The organism is Rhodanobacter sp. Soil772 (assembly GCF_001428385.1).
Classification (GTDB): Bacteria; Pseudomonadota; Gammaproteobacteria; order Xanthomonadales; family Rhodanobacteraceae; genus Rhodanobacter.
Genome location: NZ_LMSK01000002.1, coordinates 410,332 through 428,021, shown reverse-complemented (window position 1 = coordinate 428,021; position 17,690 = coordinate 410,332). Strand labels below are relative to the sequence as shown.

The 17,690-nt window shown below is 67.4% G+C and carries 16 protein-coding genes; 9 read left to right on the top strand and 7 right to left on the bottom strand.

Annotation, left to right across the window (positions count from 1 at the left end):
• Nucleotides 1-542: 542 nt before the first annotated feature.
• Complete coding sequence (locus tag ASG75_RS08640) at nucleotides 543-1,892, bottom strand: hypothetical protein (RefSeq protein ID WP_056387958.1); 1,350 nt, start codon at nucleotides 1,890-1,892, stop codon at nucleotides 543-545.
• A gap of 157 nt (nucleotides 1,893-2,049) precedes the next feature.
• Here ASG75_RS08640 and ASG75_RS08635 point away from each other — a divergent pair, with 157 nt between their 5' ends.
• Nucleotides 2,050-2,478, top strand: coding sequence for a hypothetical protein (locus ASG75_RS08635; RefSeq protein ID WP_056387956.1), 429 nt, complete (start codon nucleotides 2,050-2,052; stop codon nucleotides 2,476-2,478).
• A gap of 42 nt (nucleotides 2,479-2,520) precedes the next feature.
• On the opposite strand, the gene ASG75_RS08630 is transcribed toward ASG75_RS08635, so the two are convergent.
• Genes ASG75_RS08630 through ASG75_RS08620 form a run of 3 tightly spaced genes read right to left on the bottom strand, consistent with a single transcriptional unit; the run spans nucleotide 2,521 to nucleotide 4,314 of the window.
• On the bottom strand, nucleotides 2,521-2,928 hold the full coding sequence (locus tag ASG75_RS08630; protein WP_056387954.1) for a hypothetical protein: 408 nt from the start codon (nucleotides 2,926-2,928) through the stop codon (nucleotides 2,521-2,523).
• The gene (locus ASG75_RS08625; RefSeq protein ID WP_056387953.1) at nucleotides 2,925-3,395 is read right to left on the bottom strand and encodes an Mpo1-like protein; all 471 of its coding nucleotides are present in this window, start codon (nucleotides 3,393-3,395) and stop codon (nucleotides 2,925-2,927) included. Before ASG75_RS08625 ends, ASG75_RS08630 begins: the two co-directional genes overlap by 4 nt.
• A 22-nt stretch (nucleotides 3,396-3,417) precedes the next feature.
• The gene (locus ASG75_RS08620) at nucleotides 3,418-4,314 is read right to left on the bottom strand and encodes a phosphoribosylaminoimidazolesuccinocarboxamide synthase (RefSeq protein WP_056389193.1); all 897 of its coding nucleotides are present in this window, start codon (nucleotides 4,312-4,314) and stop codon (nucleotides 3,418-3,420) included.
• 292 nt (nucleotides 4,315-4,606) lie between these two features.
• Between ASG75_RS08620 and ASG75_RS08615 the strand changes: the two genes are divergently transcribed.
• The 8 genes from ASG75_RS08615 to trpE all read left to right on the top strand — a co-directional run bounded on the left by ASG75_RS08615 (nucleotide 4,607) and on the right by trpE (nucleotide 14,213).
• Entirely contained in the window at nucleotides 4,607-4,921 is a 315-nt protein-coding gene (locus tag ASG75_RS08615; protein WP_056387951.1) for a c-type cytochrome, read from the top strand.
• Nucleotides 4,918-5,736, top strand: a complete 819-nt coding sequence (gene djlA / locus ASG75_RS08610; RefSeq protein ID WP_056387949.1) for a co-chaperone DjlA — start codon at nucleotides 4,918-4,920, stop codon at nucleotides 5,734-5,736. The genes ASG75_RS08615 and djlA overlap by 4 nt, the downstream gene beginning before the upstream one ends.
• Nucleotides 5,737-5,906: 170 nt before the next feature.
• On the top strand, nucleotides 5,907-6,575 hold the full coding sequence (gene rpe / locus ASG75_RS08605; RefSeq protein WP_056387947.1) for a ribulose-phosphate 3-epimerase: 669 nt from the start codon (nucleotides 5,907-5,909) through the stop codon (nucleotides 6,573-6,575).
• A gap of 803 nt (nucleotides 6,576-7,378) precedes the next feature.
• A complete protein-coding gene (gene pdsR / locus ASG75_RS08600; protein WP_056387945.1) occupies nucleotides 7,379-8,068 on the top strand; it encodes a proteobacterial dedicated sortase system response regulator in 690 nt (229 codons plus the stop codon).
• Nucleotides 8,065-8,658: a hypothetical protein gene (locus ASG75_RS08595; protein WP_056389191.1), complete on the top strand. Its 594-nt coding sequence runs from the start codon at nucleotides 8,065-8,067 to the stop codon at nucleotides 8,656-8,658. Before pdsR ends, ASG75_RS08595 begins: the two co-directional genes overlap by 4 nt.
• Before the next feature lie 98 nt (nucleotides 8,659-8,756).
• Entirely contained in the window at nucleotides 8,757-10,589 is a 1,833-nt protein-coding gene (locus ASG75_RS08590; RefSeq protein ID WP_200935649.1) for a VanW family protein, read from the top strand.
• An 85-nt stretch (nucleotides 10,590-10,674) separates the two neighbouring features.
• Nucleotides 10,675-12,690, top strand: a complete 2,016-nt coding sequence (locus ASG75_RS08585) for an ATP-binding protein (protein WP_056387940.1) — start codon at nucleotides 10,675-10,677, stop codon at nucleotides 12,688-12,690.
• Between the two features lie 47 nt (nucleotides 12,691-12,737).
• Nucleotides 12,738-14,213, top strand: a complete 1,476-nt coding sequence (trpE, locus tag ASG75_RS08580; RefSeq protein WP_056387938.1) for an anthranilate synthase component I — start codon at nucleotides 12,738-12,740, stop codon at nucleotides 14,211-14,213.
• A 68-nt stretch (nucleotides 14,214-14,281) separates the two neighbouring features.
• Here trpE and ASG75_RS08575 read toward each other — a convergent pair whose 3' ends face one another.
• From ASG75_RS08575 to ASG75_RS08565, 3 genes are read right to left on the bottom strand one after another with little or no spacing between them, the layout of a single operon-like run.
• Nucleotides 14,282-15,253 (bottom strand): BadF/BadG/BcrA/BcrD ATPase family protein, encoded by a 972-nt coding sequence (locus tag ASG75_RS08575; RefSeq protein ID WP_056387937.1) that lies wholly within the window; start codon nucleotides 15,251-15,253, stop codon nucleotides 14,282-14,284.
• Nucleotides 15,250-16,416, bottom strand: coding sequence for an SIS domain-containing protein (locus ASG75_RS08570; RefSeq protein WP_235580177.1), 1,167 nt, complete (start codon nucleotides 16,414-16,416; stop codon nucleotides 15,250-15,252). The genes ASG75_RS08575 and ASG75_RS08570 overlap by 4 nt, the downstream gene beginning before the upstream one ends.
• A complete protein-coding gene (locus tag ASG75_RS08565) occupies nucleotides 16,397-17,686 on the bottom strand; it encodes a D-tagatose-bisphosphate aldolase, class II, non-catalytic subunit (RefSeq protein WP_056387935.1) in 1,290 nt (429 codons plus the stop codon). Before ASG75_RS08565 ends, ASG75_RS08570 begins: the two co-directional genes overlap by 20 nt.
• Nucleotides 17,687-17,690 lie beyond the last annotated feature (4 nt).

Sequence of the window (17,690 nt, the reverse complement as noted above, 5' to 3'; positions counted from 1 at the left end):
GCTCTTTTTGTTCAGATGGATAGACAGAATTCTTGGAACCTTAGGCGGTTGTGCTCAGAGGATGGGCTAGAAGCCACAGTGATGCGTCGTCGTCGCAACATTAAGGCTGCTGGCGGTTCACTCCGTAACGAAGATGTCCAGGCGCTCTGCGTGGTTCAGGGCTCGCGGTGCTACTACTGCTTCGATCCATTTCCAAATATTGGCCCACGTCGCTTTCAGCGTGATCACTTGGTGCCGGTAGCTCATGGCGGATCATGGGATATTCAGAATATTGTTCTCGCGTGTGCTCGTTGTAACGGACTGAAGAGCGATCAGGGTGCTGAGCGATTTGTCAGGGGTCGGATTAGGTCTCTTGATCCGGAAACGCGACGGGATTTGCGACGGATGCATGCCGATGTACGAAAATGGAAGCATATACGCGGTGCATAGGTAACAACAGAAAGCAGGTGTGAGTTTCTGTGAATGGATCAGGTGATCACTAGCGTAAGGCGCTCTTAGTGAGTAACCCTATATTATTTAATGATGGGGAGGGTGTTCGTACGTTAATTTCCCTTTCCACCGCGCTCCCGCCGCCGATGCTCCCCCTCGGCTATCGCCTTGAACCGGTTCAGCGATTGCAGCCAGAGCGGGTCGTGGCCGGCTTCGTTTTCGCTGTCGGTGTCGGGCACCCGATTGAACGGGATGCGCATCGGCGCGGCGTCGTGTTCCAGCGCCAGCTGCATGCTGCCGAAGTAGAGTTTGTTGTAGCCGAATTTGTTGTTGATGCGGTCGACGAGCGCGTCGACGCGGCGGGTGTCTTGCGTCGGTGCGAACAGCGAGCCGCTGCTTTGCGTGCGCGGCACCAGGCGCATCAGGGTCACGCTGACGGACAGCGGGGTGGCGTTGGCGGGGCCGGGCAGTGGGTGGCGGCGATTGCCGCTGTCGAGTACGCCGTTGAGCAGGCGCAGCAGTTCGCGGCTGTCGTCGGTGGGGTCGAAGGCGAGGTCGCGTTCCCAGCGCTGGTCGTGGCCGATGAAGCGGATGCGCACGGCCATGGCGCCGCTGAGCATTTCCTCGCGGCGCATGCGCATGGCGGCTTTTACCAGCAGCTTTTTCAGCACCGCGCGGGCGCCGACGGGCGTGCGCAGTTCCGGACCGAGTACATGCGAGTGGCCGATCGAGCCGCGTTCGGTGGGCGCGGTCGGCAGCCAGGCGCCGCGCAGCAGGCCCCACATGCGTTCGCCCTCGATGCCGCCCCAGGCGTGCCGCAGGCGGTGCTTGTCGGCGGCGGTGAGCTGAGCCACGGTGGTGATGCCGGCTTCGTGCAGGCGCGCTTCCATCGACGGACCGATGCCGCACAGGTCGCGCAGCTCCAACCCGTGCAGTGCGTGTGGCAGGTCGGCCAGTTCGATCACGGTGAGGCCGTCGGGCTTCTTCATGTCCGAGGCGGTCTTGGCCAGGAAATCGTTTGGCGCGATGCCGATCGAGCAGCGGATCGCGCCGCCGGGTGCGGCCAGCGCCACTTCATTCTTCACCTGTTGCGCGATTTCCTCGGCGACCTCGCGTCGGCGCTGGCGGCCGACCAGCTCGCAGGCCACCTCGTCGATCGAGCCGACCCGGCCCACCGGAATCGCGTGGTCGATCGCTTCCATCAACCGGTGATGCCAGACCACGTAGCGTTCCGGCCGCGCCACGCGGATCTGGATGCCGGGGCAGCGCCGTCGCGCCTCGCGCACCATCGTGCCGGTGCCGACGCCGAACGCCTTGGCCTCGTAACTGGCGGCGATCAGGCTGGTGGTTTCGGCCGCCACCGGCGCCACGCCCACCGGGCGTCCACGCAGGCTCGGGTCCTCGTGCTGTTCGACCGAGGCGAAGTAACTGTTGAAGTCGACAAACAGGCTGCGCAGGCTCATCACGTGTCTCGCATGGCGGCCCGATGATATAGCGCGGCTGAATCTCGCCGCGGGAGACGCCGGCGCGGCCATCGGCTAGGCTGGCGCCACCGCCGGGGAGAGCGGACGGCATGGGGATGTCGCCGGGCGGTTTTCCTTCCACTGACTAGGGGGTTGTATGGGTACTTCGACGTTGGCCGCGCTGGCCGGCATGGGGCTGTTCGCGATTCTGATGATGATCGTCGTAGGCGTACTGCTTGCGGCGCTGGTGCTGAGCGTGGCGTTCCGGCTGGTGGTCGGCTACATGCCGTCCTACCTGCGCGCGCTGGGCGCGGTGGTGCTGACCTGGATCGCAGCGGCTGTGGCGATGGTGGTCGTGGGCATGGTCTCGCACGGCGGCGCCGGCGGGTTGCTGTCGCTGGCGGTGCAGTTCCTGGTGGGTGCCGCGGTGGTGAACTACCTGCTGCTGGCGCAGAACGGCAGCCAGATCGGCTACGGCAAGGCGTGTGTGGTGCAATTGGTGTATCTGGTGATCGGCATCGTGCTGGGCGTGATCATCGGCGGCATCATGATGGTGTTCTTCGGCAGCATGCTGGCGCACATGTGACCGCGGTGGAGGGGCGGGGCGGCCCGCTCCTCCGCAGAGCGCTCAGGCCAGGCTGGTGGCGACGCCGAAGCTGATCGCCATGATCACCGCCACCGCCATGCAGGCGCTGCCGGGGCGGATACGGCGGGCGTCGATGCGCGGCACCAGCCGCCACAGCAGGGCGCTGCCGATCAGCATGTCCAGCACCAATATCCAGCGCAGCAGGCCGGAGCTCAGCAGCGCGCCGTAGGGCGGATGCAGGTGGCCTTCGTAGGCGGCCACGCCGACCACCAGCAGCAGGCCGAGCATGGTCCACAGCAGGCAGGCGAGATAGATGCGGTTGAACACCACTGCGCAGCGTTCGGTCCAGCGCAATACGGACCAGCCGATCAGGGCGAACACCAGCGCGGCCATGCTGCTGTACAGCACCCACCAGAGCAGGCTGCTGATCACGGTAAGCAGGGTGGTCATGTGACTTGCTTGAATCCCAGTTTGCGCAGCAGCTTGGCCATCAGCCAGGCCGGGCCGATCAGCAGGTAGGAAAGATCGGTGAGAAAGCTGGGTTTGCGCCCCTCGAACTTGTGCCCGATGAACTGGCCGATCCAGGCGGCCACGAACACGCCGATCGCCAGATAACACAGCTGCGCGGCGCCGAGCTGCGCGTACAGGAAGTTGGTGAGCAGGCCGAGCAGGCCGAACACGATCAGCAGGCCGACCGCCAGCCGGTGCGAGCGCTTCCAGTACCAGTAGAACGCCAGCACCATCACCAGCACCGCCCACGCGCCGGGGCGGGCGAATGCGGCCGGCACCGGAATCGCCCACAGCAGCGCGATCACCGACCACACGATCGGCGGCACGCAGAACCAGTGGAAGATCTGGTTGGTCGGGTTCTGATGGTCGCCGCTGTAGCTGTCGAGCCAGTCCTGCATGGTGCGCATGGCATGTCCCCCCGTTGGAAGTTCAGTCGAGCCGGATGCCGGCCAACCGTTGCAAAGCCTCGGTGTATTTGGCGGCGGTGCGGGCGATCACCTCGTCCGGAATCACCGGGCCGGGCGCGGTCTTGTTCCAATCCTGCGTCTCCAGCCAGTCGCGCACGAACTGCTTGTCGTAGCTGGGCGGGCTGATCCCGACGCGGTATTCGTCGGCCGGCCAGAAGCGCGAGGAATCCGGCGTCAGCATCTCGTCCATCACGTACAGCTTGCCGCTGGCGTCGGTGCCGAACTCGAACTTGGTGTCGGCGATGATGATGCCGCGTTCGGCCGCATAGGCGGCTGCCCACTGGTAGATCGCCAGCGTGGCGTCGCGCACCTGGTTGGCCAGGTCGGCGCCGACCGCGTCCACCACCGCGTCGAAGCTGACGTTCTGGTCGTGATCGCCCACGGCGGCCTTGGTCGACGGCGTGAAGATCGGCGCGGGCAGTTGCTGCGCCTGCTTGAGGCCGGCGGGCAGCGCGATGCCGCACAGCGAACCGGTCGCTTGGTAATCCTTCCAGCCGGAACCGATCAGGTAGCCGCGCGCGATCGCCTCCACCGGCACCGGCTTCAGCCGCCGCGTCACCACCGCGCGTTTCTCGTACAGCTTGAGGTCGGTACCGGGCGGCAGCACCTCGGCCAGCGGCACGTCGAGCAGGTGGTTCGGTACCAGGTGCGCGGTCTTGCCGAACCAGAAATTGGAGATCTGGGTGAGCATCTCGCCCTTGCCCGGGATCGGATTCGGCATCACCACATCGAACGCCGACAGCCGGTCGGTGGCGACCATCAGCAATCGATCGTCGGACAACGCGTACACATCGCGCACCTTGCCGCGGTGGATCAGTTCAAGACCGGGCAGGTTCGATTGCGGCAGGGTGGTGGGCACGGCAGCGGGTTCCACGTGGCGGGGAGGCGCCCATTCTAGCTGCTGCGGCCGGGGCGCCGGAAACGCGGCCCCGGAGCGCTGCTAGAATTGGCGATCCTTGGCCCCATGTGTTGCCGATGCGAATCTCAGAGCCTGCTCATGATCTGCCAATGGCCCGCGCCGCGGCCCGGAGGGTTGAGCCGCTGCGGCCGTCAGGCGGCAGCGCGCGACTTGACCTGACGGCCAGTCAGGCGCTGCGTCACGCGCCACCACCCGGCAGCCACAGCAACTCAACGCGAACCATTGGCAGATCATGAGTAGGCTCTTGATCGCGGCGCTCTGCCTGCTCGCCGCCCTCCCCATCCGCGCGCAGACGCCGACGCCGCCCGCGCGGCTGGGCCTGTGCGCGGCCTGCCACGGCGCCAATGGCCATGCCGGCATGCCCGGCGTGCCGCACCTGGCCGGGCAGCGGCTGGGCTACCTGCGCGACGCGCTGAAGCAGTACCGCGACGGCCGCCGCAACGTGCCGGTGATGCGCGCTGCGATCGGCCCGGTCAGCGACGCCGAACTCGACGCGCTGGCGCGCTGGTACAGCGCACAGCCGCCGCAGCCGCAAGGGCAGCCATGAGTTACACCTATACGTTGTGGTTCGCGTTCTTCGGCCTGCTCATCGGCCACTTGCCCGGTGCCGTCACCGGCGCGGTGATCGGTTTCATCTTCGACAACCTGCGCTACAGCCGGCGCAAGAACGCCACGCCGGAAGCCGGCGGCTTCGTCGGCCCGCTGTTCACCCTGCTCGGCGCGGTGTCGAAGTCCGACGGCCGCGTGTCGGAACAGGAGATCGCGGTCGCCGAGCGCCTGATGACCCGGATGAATCTGGACGCGGAGCTGCGCAAGCAGGCGGTGGTCAGCTTCAACGTCGGCAAGCAGCCGGAGTTCGACGTCAGCCAGACCATCAACGCGCTGCGCAACTGGGTCGGCCTGCGCCGCGACCACGCGTTTCCGGTGCTCGACGTGGTGATCGAGACCGTGCTGGCCGAGGGCAACCCGCCGCCGGAGAAGATGGCGATCCTGCACCAGCTGGCGTTCGCGCTGCGGGTCAGCGAGATGGAGCTGATGGCGCTGATGGCGATGAAGGGCTACGCGTGGAACGCCGGTGCCGGCGGATCGCGCGGTTACAGTCAGGGCCGGGCCTACGGCACCGGCGGCGGCTATGCGCCGCCGCAGCGCGCGCCGCAGGGGCCGGACCCGTACGCGGTGCTCGGCATCGAGCGCAATGCCGACGACCGCGCGGTGAAGCGTGCCTACCGCAAGCTGATCTCCGAACACCACCCCGACCGCCTCGGCGACCTGCCCGAAGACATGCGCAAGCGCGCCGAGTCGCGCGCCAGCGAGATCAACGCCGCGTACGACCGGATCAAGGAAATGCGCGGGTTCAAGTAGGCAAGATATTCTCCCTCCCCTGCAAAGCAGGGGAGGGTCGGGGAGGGGTTGCTCTTGATCTTCAAGTCAAAAAGCGCACCCCCTCCCAACCTCCCCCTGCTGCGCAGGGGGAGGAGCCCGGCAGCGACGTCGTGGCAGACTTGGCACTCGTCCTCAATCTCGGCCTCACCATGACCAAGCAAGCTCCCGTCATCGCCCCATCCATCCTCGCCGCCGATTTCGCGCGGCTCGGCGAAGACACCGCCGCGGCGCTGGCCGCCGGTGCCGACTGGGTGCACTTCGACGTGATGGACAACCATTACGTGCCGAACCTCACGATCGGGCCGATGGTGCTGCAGTCGCTTCGCAAATACGGCATCACCGCGCCGGTCGACGTGCACCTGATGGTCAAGCCGGTCGACCGCATCGTGCCGGACTTCGCCAAGGCCGGCGCCAGCCTGATCAGCTTCCATCCGGAAGCGAGCGAGCACATCGACCGCACGCTGGGCCTGATCAAGGAGTCGGGCTGCCAGGCCGGGCTGGTGTTCAACCCGGCCACGCCGCTGGACTACCTGGACTACGTGATGGACAAGCTCGACCTGATCCTGATCATGTCGGTGAACCCGGGCTTCGGCGGGCAGAAGTTCATCCCCGGCGCGCTGGAAAAACTGCGCCAAGCGCGCGCGCGCATCGACGCCAGCGGCCGTGCGATCCGGCTGGAGATCGACGGCGGCGTCACCGCGCAGAACATCGGCGCGATCGCCGCGGCCGGCGCCGACACCTTCGTGGCCGGCTCGGCGATCTTCCACGCGGCGGATTACCGCGCCGAAATCGCCGCCATGCGCAAGGCGATTGGATAGGCGAGTCCGCCGCCATGCGCAAGGCGATCGGCTGAGCGTCAGCCATCGGCGGCGTTCGCCACAAAACACTCGCGCATAAAAATCCCGACGCAGTGAACGGCTGCGTCGGGACAAGCGTCATCGTAGACGTGAGAGGAAACACCATTGATTGGTGTGCCGGCACGGCCGTTTCACAGGGAGATCGGCTGCCGTGCCGGCACGTTCCACGGCAAGAGGAACGGTACCAATCACTAATACTGACCGGGGTGATCCGGTTTGGTTCCCCGCAGAATTATGAACGGGCGCAGGCCGCAACCCTGTCCGGTTCATGGTCGAAAAAATCCCCTCGCAACGAGGGGAAAGCAACCACCATGCGGGACGGAATGCGGATGGTGGGGCGGCTACACGGGTTGCCAGTCGGGATCGGTCTGTTCTGGCCCCGCGCCCGGCACGATTCCTTTCGTGCCGGGCGCACCGATGCCTTCCACGGCGAATGGGTCGATGAAACTGGGTTTGCGCATGGCGTTCGCCTCAAAGGCCGAGCAGCAGGCCGAGCAGCAGGGCGCCCAGCGCCAGCGTCACGCGCAACGGTTCGAAGCCATGCAGTTCGGCATTGGGATCGCGCTCGGTGGATTCGGTTCTCGACATCGTTCAGCTCCATGCGGAATGCATGGGTGCATCAAACCGCCGCCACGGGCGCTGGCACCGGCGGAATCGGGCCGGCCGGCTGCCGGCATGTGGCGAAACGCGGGCAAGCGCGCCGCATGGCTTGCGTACGCGCGGCCCGCATAGCACGCTGCGCGCACCACTACAGGGAGCGCGCCATGGGCCGCAGCATTGCCATCGTCGAAGACGAACCGTTGATCCGTGCCAATTACGTGGAGGCGCTGAACCGCTTCGGCTACGACGCGCGCGGCTACGGCTCGCGCCGGGAAGCGTCCAGCGCGTTCGCGATGCGCCTGCCCGAACTGGTGATCATCGACATCGGCCTGGGCGATGAGCCGGAAGGCGGCTTCGACCTGTGCCGCGAGCTGCGCGCGAAGTCGGCCACGTTGCCGCTGATCTTCCTCACCGCGCGCGATTCGGATTTCGACGTGATCTCCGGCCTGCGCCTGGGCGCCGACGATTACCTCAGCAAGGACACCAGCCTGCACCAGCTGGCCGCGCGCATCGCTGCGCTGTTCCGTCGCATCGAATCGCTGAAGGTGCCGGCGTCCAGCGAGACGGTGATCGAGCACGGGCCGTTGAAGCTGGAGTCCGAGCGCATGCGCATCACCTGGAACGGCGAGGAAGTTCCGCTCACCGTCACCGAGTTCTGGATGGTGCACACGCTGATCCGCTTCCCCGGCCACGTGAAGAACCGCGACCAGCTGATGCGCGAGGCCGAGCTGGTCGTCGACGACGCCACCATCACTTCGCACATCAAGCGCATCCGCAAGAAGTTCATCGCGGTGGCGCCGGAGTTCGACGCGATCGAGACCGTGCACGGCGTCGGCTACCGGTGGAAGCCGTGAGCCGGCGCATCGGGCTGGCGTTGATGCTGTGCGCGTTCGCGACGCTGGCGCAGGCGGCGGGCAAGGGCGACGACGTGCTGGCGCGCGGCGCCCGCGACGGCAATACGCCGGCCTGGGCGATCGCCGTCGCCACGCCGGCCGGCTGGACGCGCGACTGCTGCACCTATGCGCGCGCGATCGGCGTCAACGCCGTGCTGTACCAGGGCGAATGGAGCGGCAAGCCGCAGCGGGTGATGGTGCTCAACGTGTGGCCGCGCCAATTGCCCGCGTTGGCCGACGAGGTGCAGGCCGACCGCAAGCGCTACCTGCAGCACGACCCGGCCGGCAAGGTATCCGGCTTCACCGTGCGGCACCCGACCATGCCGTGCGAAGCCTCGGTCTACCAGGGCAGCGACCGCATCGACGACGTGCTGGTGTTCTGCGATCCGGGCGCAGCCAGCGGCGTGCGGCTGAGCTGGTCAATGGCGTTCGACAACGCCGACCCGTCGCGCCGCGCGCTGCTCGACGACTTCATGCGCGTGGTGGTGGCCTCGCGCTATCTGCGTAATGAGATGTCATCGACAGCGACACCTCGGGCTCATGGCATCTAGGTGGCGTAAGCATGATTCTGTATTGCAAGCCGCGGCGTGAAGAAAAATAGGTATTCATGCCGATGCGATGACCTGGGTGTGTACAAGGAGACATTGTCGTGAGTGTGCAAGCATGGAAGATGCCGACACGAACGCAAGCAGCTGGGTTCTGGCTGCGAACACGGCTGCTGGCGATCCTGAGGAGCGCGCATAACTGGCGCAGTCCGCGTGCGCGGCGTTGGGTGGCTGACGAGGCGTTGGCGACGGCACCCATTCGCGCGCAACTGTGTACGTCGCTCTGGGCGGATAGCAGTCCTGAGGAGTTCATGCTGACGGCCGGCAAGGTACATAACCTGAGGATCGCGGCCAAGGCGTTTGATGGTCTGGTCGTACCCGCCGGTGAGCGGCTTAGCTTCTGGCGCCAACTCGGTCGCCCCACTGCGGCCCGTGGCTATGTGCGTGGTCGCGAGGTTCGCGCCGGCTGCGTGGTGCCGACCTTGGCTGGTGGGATCTGCCAGATTTCCAACGCGCTGGCGACCTGTGCCGTCCGCGCCGGGTTCGAGCTGGTGGAACGGCATGCGCATAGCGCACGCATCGAATCCACGGCGGAGGAGGGCGACAGGGTCGATGCCACGGTGTTCTGGAACTATGTGGACCTGCAGATTCGTGCACCTGTCGCTTGGCGGCTGGAATTGAAGTTGACGTCTGACGAACTGGTGTTGACCATCCGCGCACAGGATGTGGCGCGACGACATCCGGGCACGGATTCCGGCCTGTTGCCGCGGATACCAAGGCAGGCGACCGAGAGTGTTCAGGTGATGCGCAGCTGTATGAGCTGTGAGGAAGTGCGGTGTTTTCGGCATCAGCCGTTGTCGCGTGGAAGCCAGGCGCGTAGTGCCTGGCTGCTGGACGGTTGGACGCAGGAATTTCATGACTGGCTGAACACCCAGGATGGCGTGGCCGATTGCTTGTTGCCGGTAACGACGCAGCAGTTGCCGGGTTGGTTCCTGCGTCGGGGGTTGATTGACGACGGCAAGGGATGGGGCTCGCTAGCTTCGGTTGTGAACGCACACGTCATCCAGTTTGGCTGGGCAAGCTTGCGTCGGGCGTGGTGGCTGCGGCGTCATGCGCGTGATTCCGGTCGACGCCAGGCCAGCGTGCTCGACGGCCAGCGCTGGCTGGCCGAGGTCTGTGCGCGCCGGCTGCGCCCGGAGCATACGCATCTGGTTATCGACCAAGGGCTGTTGCCCTACTTGCAGCAGCTCGGAGTGCTGGGTGGTCGGACCTACGATGTACTGGCGCATGCCCTTCCGATGGATGAGATCCAGCGCCGCCTCGATCAGGCCGCTGGCTCCAGGGTGATGGGCAAACATGGGGATGCCACACTGAAGGACTTCCGGGCTGCAACAGACCTGATGCGGGCCGAGATCGAGGCCATGCAGGGCGCGCGCAAGGTGGTGACTGCGCATGTGGAAGTGGCGGGATACTGGCGCCAACGTAGCGGCCTTGATGTGCGGCAGCTGCCCTGGGCCATGCCCGCGGCGACTATTCCACGCGTACCGCGCGCGATGGACGCCATGCCGTTGGTGGTATTTCCCGCCAGTGCGTTGGCGCGGAAAGGTGCCTACGAACTGGCCGAGGCGCTGCGTGGCCTGCCTTGTCGCCTGCGCGTGCTCGGATCCGTCTCCGCTGATACCGCGCTATGGCAGGGAGTGGCTGTGGAGTACGGAAACTATGCGGATGACTGGTTGGCCAGGGCCGATGCGGTGGTACTGCCTGCACATGTGGAACATTCGCCACGCGCACTTTTGGCGGCGTTGGCCGCTGGCATTCCGGTCATCGCGACTCCTGCCTGCGGCATGCAGGACATGGCTGGCGTGCGACTTGTGCCTGCGGGCGAAGTTGGCGCGTTGCGTGCGGCGTTGCAAACTTTGCTGGACAGGGCGCGCTAAGAACAATGATGAATATGCAGAGGGGCGACATCTCGCGTGAATTGACTGGCCTCCAGTCACGGCTCAACACCATTCCGGCCTGCCGATGACCCTGCGCCGCAAGCTGCTGCTGGTCGCGTTGTGCACGCTGGCGCTGCCGATCGCCGGCTGGCTGTACGTGCGGCAGATGGAAACGCTGCTGCGCGAAGGCCAGGCGCAGGCGCTGCTGGCGTCGGCGAATGCGGTGGCGCGCAGCCTGGTGGTGACCGGCGCGGTGGCGCCGGCGTCGGGCCGGGGCTGGTACGTGCAGCCGGCGCCCAATCCGATCACCGTCGATGGTTACGGCGACGACTGGGCGCCGCTGACGCCGTGGAGCCAGTCGCTGGGTACGCGCGGCAAGCTGCTGCTGGCTGCGGACGACAGTGGGCTGTACCTGTACGCCGACGTGCGCGCCACCCGGCGCACGCGCGCCGACGCCGACGACGCGAATGCGCTGGCCGCCGATCACCTGATCCTCGCGCTGGGCAACGCGAACGGCCAGCGCCGCTACCTGCTGGCCAGCGCGGCGCCGGGGCCGCTCACGGCGCGGCCGCTGGATCCCGCGGTGGACGGCCTGCCCGAGCTGATCGCCGCGCAATGGCAGGAGGACGGCAGCGGCTATCGGGTCGAGCTGCGCCTGCCGCGCGGTCTGCAGTTGCGCATGCTCGGCGTCGGCGTGTACGACGCGGCGGCCGGCGGCGACCGGCTGGCCGCGGACACGCGGCCCCTGCTCAGCTACTCGGACCAGCTTTCCGGCGAACTGGCGCAGTTGGTGCCCGATCGCGTGCAGGCGCGCGTGCTGGCGCCGCAGGGCTGGCTGCTGGCACGCAGCGGCCGTCTGAATACGATGCCCGGCAGCGATGGCCAGCCGGGCTGGTTCGCCGCGCTGGTCTACCGCTCGCTGCTGGCGACCCGGCTGGAGGATGCGAACCTGTGGGCGCAGGACGTGCCGCGGCTGGATACCCGCGAAGTTGCCGCGGCGGGCATCGGCAAACCGGTGTCGGTCTGGCGCAGCGGCGAGGAGCGCGGCAGCGTGGTGCTGGCCGCCGCGGTACCGATCGAACATGCCGGCCAGGTCGATGGCGTGCTGCTGCTGGAGCAGGCCAGCCGCACGGTGCCGCTGCTGGCCAACCGCGCGCTGTTCGGCCTGCTGCTGACCAGCTTCGGCGTGCTGCTGGTGGCCGGCGGCATCCTGCTGCTGTTTGCCACCCGGCTCAGCCTGCGGCTGGGCCGCCTGCGCAACGCGGCCGAGCGCGCGCAGCTCAACGATGGACGTCTGGACGGCTTGTTCGAGCAGGGGAAATTCCCGATGACCGACGCGCCGGACGAGATCGGCGACCTGGCACGCAGCTTCGAGCGGCTGTTCGAGGTGGTCGGCAGCTACACCGACTACCTGCGCACGCTGGCCTCGAAACTCTCGCACGAACTCAACACGCCGCTGGCGATCGTGAAGTCGTCGCTGGACAACCTGGAGCATGCCGCGCTGCCGGCCGAAGCGCAGCCGTACCTGGCCCGCGCCCGCGACGGCGTGGCCCGGCTCGGTGCGCTGGTGCGCGCGATGAGCGAGTCGAGCCGGATGGAGCGCGCGATCGCCGCGGCCGAACCCGAGGACGTCGACCTGCGCGAGGTGGTGCGCGGCTGCGCCGACGCCTACCGTCCGCTGATCGGCGCGCGCCGGCTCGACAGTGTGCTGCCCGACGCGCCGCTGCACCTGCATTGCGCGCCCGAGCTGGTCGCGCAGGCGCTGGACAAGTTGCTCGACAACGCGCTGTCGTTCACCCCGCCCGACGGCTGGCTGCGGCTCGCGCTGCGCGTCACACCGGACGGCGCCGAGATCGAGCTGGCCAACCAGGGCCCGCCACTGCCCGCGGCGATGCAAGGCCGGCTGTTCGATTCGCTGGTCAGCCTGCGCGACAAGGCCACCCCCGGCGACGCTCCGCACCTGGGCCTGGGTCTGTACGTGGTGCGGCTGGTGGCCGAGCGCCACGGCGGCGTGGCCAGTGCGCGCAGCCTGGACGACGGCAGCGGCGTGGCGTTCTCGCTGCGCCTGCATGGCATGCCGCGCCAGCGACTGAGTGGCTGAGGCCCTACAATGGCCGCTTCCTCGTTTGGCCATCCGGATCTTCCCACGTGATCTCCCGAGACGAATTCGACGCGCTGGTTGCCCAGGGGCATACGCGCATTCCGCTGGTGCGCGAGGTGTTTTCCGACCTCGACACGCCGCTGTCGGTGTACCTGAAACTGGCCGACGGCCCGTACACCTTCTTGTTCGAATCGGTCGAGGGCGGCGCCACCTGGGGACGCTATTCGATCATCGGCCTGCCGGCCAAACGGGTGTATCGCCTGCGCGGGCATGAACTGGAGGTGGAGGATTCCGGCGAGGTGACCGAGCGTCGCCATCTCGACGACCCGCTCGCGGAAATCGAAAAACTGCGCGCGCAGTACGACGTGCCGCGGCTGCCGCAACTGCCCGCGTTCTCGGGAGGCCTGGTCGGCTACTTCGGTTTCGAGACGATCGGCTACATCGAGCCGCGGCTGGCGCAGTGGGATCGCGTCGACGAGCTGGGCACGCCCGACGTGTTGCTGATGCTGGCCGAGGAAGTGGCGGTATTCGACAACCTCAAAGGGCGCCTTTATCTGATCGTGCACGCCGACCCGGCGCAACCGCAGGCTTACGCCGAGGCGCAGCGCCGGCTCGATGCGCTGGTCTATCGGCTGCGCCAGGGTGGTGCGTCGTATCCGCAGCTCACGCAGTCGATCGCGCTGGACGAGGGCGATTTCAAGTCCTCGTTCACCAAGCCCGAGTTCGAGGCGATGGTCGAGCGGGCGAAGGAATACATCCGCGCCGGCGACATCTTCCAGGTGGTGCCGTCGCAGCGCTTGAGCGTGGGCTTCAACGCGCGACCGGTGGACGTGTATCGCGCGCTGCGTGCGCTGAACCCGTCGCCGTACATGTACTTCGTCGACCTCGGCGAAACCCAGATCGTCGGCTCCTCGCCGGAGATTCTCGCGCGGCTGAAGGACGGCAAGGTGGTGGTGCGCCCGCTTGCCGGCACGCGCAAGCGCGGCGCCACGGAAGAAGAAGACCGGGCGCTGGAGGCCGAGCTGCTGGCCGATCCGAAGGAGCGCGCCGAGCACGTGATGCTGATCGACCTGGGCCGCAACGACCTCGGTCGGATCAGCGAGACCGGCAGCGTGGAAGTGAGCGACTCGTTCGCGATCGAACGCTACTCGCACGTGATGCACATCGTCTCGCAGGTGCAGGGCAGCGTGCGCGACGGGCTCAGCTACATGGACGTGCTGAAGGCCACGTTTCCGGCCGGTACGCTCAGCGGCGCGCCGAAGGTGCGCGCGCTGGAGATCATCCAGGAACTGGAGCCGTACAAGCGCAACATCTACGGCGGCGCGATCGGCTGGATCGGCTGGTGGGGCGACGCCGACACCGCCATCGCGATCCGCACCGCGGTGATCCACGGTGGCCGCCTGCACGTGCAGGCCGGCGCCGGTATCGTGTTCGACTCCGACCCCGCCGCCGAGTGGGAGGAGACGATGAACAAGGGCCGCGCACTGTTCCGCGCGGTGGCGCAGGCGGCGAAGGGGCTGTAGATATCCCGACCGGGCCTGGTTGTCGTGCCACTCGGACCGGAGTTCCGCCGTGAACGGGGCGGTCTTGATCAGGGGCCGGTTGGAACCCCATGCGCTCCGTGCACCGGATCGTGCGCCAGCCTGATGGCGTACAGCGCGGCACCATAATGAGGCATGTGCAACGGGAGCCGCATGTCGAAATGCGGGCTTGCGGCGAGCAGCGCATCGCGCAGCGGTGCCAGCAGCAGTTCGCCGGCATTGAAAGCGCCGCCGGAGTAAGAAATCGGCACGGGTTCGTCCGCTTCGAAGCGCAGCGCCAGGCGTAGCGTGGCGCAGATGCGGGCCAGCTCCTGACCGGCGTCGCGGAAAATGTTCGCGGCGACGGTGTCGCCGGCACGCGCGGCCTCGGCCACCTGGCACGACAGTTGGGCCAGTTCGCCACGGGCGTAGGTCTTGCCGCCGTAAACGTGGGCGCAGATGTCCAGGTCGTTGTCGAGCTGGAAGTGCGCGTTGAGGATGGCGTGCAGCGGGCCCTTGGGCAGGCGTCCGTCGCTCATGCGCGAGTAGGCGTTGAGTCCGCGCATGGCGATCCAGTAGGCCGAGCCTTCGTCGGAAAACGCTTCGCCCCAGCCGCCGGCGCGCGCCGCGATGCCGCGGCGCTGGCCGTAGCCGATCGAGCCGGTGCCGGCCACGATGTTGATGCCGTCGCTACAGGCCAGCGAGCCGGCCCAGCCGCAGACCATGTCGTTGTCGCAGACGTAGCGGTGGTGGCCCAGGATCGCCGCAGGGCAAGCTTGCAGCAGTGCCGTGGCACGGCTGTCCTCGCCGTAGGCGGGCAGTCCGAAGAAGGCATAACCGATGTCGGCCAGCGTCAGGTTGGCTGCGTCGAGTACCTTGGCCACGCCTTCAGTCAGGACGGCATGCACGCCGTCCAGGCCGACATGGGGATGGTAAGTGGTGCCGAGCTCCGCCTCGCCAAGCAGGCGGCCGTCGCTGTCGATCAGGGCGAAGCGCGTTTTCGTTCCGCCGCCGTCCACGCCAAGGTAAGCCACCGGATTCATGCGTTCGACACGTACAGGCGTACGCCCTGGACGACGCGGTTCACCAGGCCCGCGGGGTTGGGATTGTCGGGGGCCACGCCCGTGGCGCGCGCGCGGAGGAAGGCGTAGATCTGCGCGGTGGCAACGTAAGGCCACAGCAGGTCCAGGTCGGCGGCGGCGCCCATCGCAGGCACGGTGAGGCCGTCGGGTCCCGACGCCGCGCGCGGCTGTGCGCTGACCTCGACGATGCGCGCTGCGCGCCCGTCGCGCCGCAGTTCGTCCACCAGGTCCAGATCGTAGCGGCGGGTAAGTTCGTCGTTGGACACGAAAACCATCACCAGGGTGCGCCCGGTGATGAAGGTCTTGGGGCCGTGGCGGAAGCCCAGCGGCGAGTCGAAGCAGGTCGCCACCGCGCCGTTGGTCAATTCGCCCAGTTTCAGCGACGCCTCGCGCGCCAGGCCCTGCAGTACGCCGCTGCCCAGGTAGACGACGCGGTCGTGGCGGCCGAGCGCCAGTTCGCGCAGCAGCGGCAGCGATTCCCCGATGACCCGTTCGGTGGCGCCGGCGAGGGCTTCGATGCGGCCGTCCATCGTGCCGGCCGGCAGCAGCGCGGCCACGACGGCGTACATCATGCAGCTGAAGCTGGAGGTCATGGCGAAACCGGTGTCGTGGGTTTCGGCCGGCAGCAGCAGGGTCATCGAGTGGGCGACCGGCGCCTTGCCCAGCGCGCCATCGGCATTGCAGACGATCGCCAGATGGCGCACGTCGCGCACCAGCGATTCGGCGAGTTCCACCGCCGCCAGGCTTTCGGGGCTGTTGCCGGAACGGCCGAAGGAAACCAGCAGCAGCGGCTGCTCCGGGTCCAGATACAAGTGCGGGGCGCACACGATGTCGGTGGTCGGTACCGCGTCCACGCGGGCAGCCAGATGCCGGTCCAGCAGCGGCGCCACGCATTGGCCGATATAGGAGGAGCTGCCGGCGCCGGTCAGGATCACCCGTGCGGCAGGGTTGTCGATCAGGGGAGCGGCAAACGCCCGGATCTTCGCATGCAGCCCGGCCACCAGGGCGTGGGTCTGCTGCAGCATCTGCGGTTGCTGCTCGATTTCGCGCGCGGTCCAGATTGCGCCGGTGGCAATCAGGTCGGGCTCGGTCAGGCCCAGATGATCAATCGGTGTCGTGGTCATGGCATGCATGGTGGTAGTCGTCGAGTGCGGCACGGATGTGTGCCATGGTCAGGGATAGTGGGTCGCGCGTGGCGATGCCGGTGCGCAGGGCGTGCAGCGCATGCGGCAGGAACTGGCTGATCAGCGGGATCGGCGGCGGGTTCGTGCGCAGGTTGTCGAACAGGCGTTGGCGGGCCTGCTCGATCGCCGGGTCGGGCCAGTAGTAGCGAATGCGGTCGCTTAGGCTGTACTGCAGGTCCACGGTCAGCGCATGGCCTTGGCTGTGGTAGTAGCGCTGCCAGTAACCGGGCTGCTCGCGCATGCGCGCCAGCACCACCTCGCGCAGGCGTGCGCGGTGCGCATCCTCGATCCACTCCTGCTCGATCGCGTCCAGCGCCCACAGCGCTTCGCGCAGGGCGAAGGTCAGGCCGGGGCCGACCTTGAGGATGGCGAAATGATCGCGCACCAGCGCGCCCAGCGCGTCGCGGGTCTGGTAGTCGGTCGAGTGCGCCTCGAACACCATGCCCGGTACGCCGGTAATGGCTTCGCTCAGCGCACGCGCTTTCTGCGGCTGGTAGTCCACCACGTTGTGGTGATCGAACTCCACGCCGGGTTGCACCACCGAGGCGATCACCCGCTGCCAGGCCGGCTCCAGTCCCGCGGCGATGAATGCCTGGCGATGCGCCTCGATCGTGGCCAGCGCGGCCTGCGGCGTGGTCACCGCCAGGCCGTCGATGGATTCGGTGGCGCCGCCCGGCACCGGCACTTCGGTGCCGATCACGTACACCGGTGGCTCGTCGCCGCACTGCGCATGGGCGGCTTCGGCGGCTCGGCACAGACGCACCGCGCGGCGCACGATCTCGGCTTCCGGCAGCGGCTCGGGGTCGCCGCTGCAGACCATCGAGCAATCCAGGTGGATCTTGCGGAAACCGGCGGCCACATAGGCGGCCACCATCACCTCGGCCTTGTCCATCGCCGCGTCCGCGTCCAGCGCGGTCCACGGGTTGGGGCCGAGATGATCGCCGCCCAGCGCGATGCGCGCGTGGTCGAAGCCGACGCGGTCGGCGATGGCGTGGACGAAGGCGACGAAGTCGGCCGGGGTCATGCCGGTGTAGCCGCCATCCTGGTTGACCTGGTTGCAGGTCGCCTCGAACAGCACGAACGCCTGCCCGCTGCGTTGCGCGTGGCGCAGGCTCGCTTCGATGACGATGGGGTGCGCCGAGCAGATCGAGGTCACGCCATTGGCGTGTCCCTCTTTGTGTCGCGCGATGAGGTCCAGCAGAACATGCATGGAA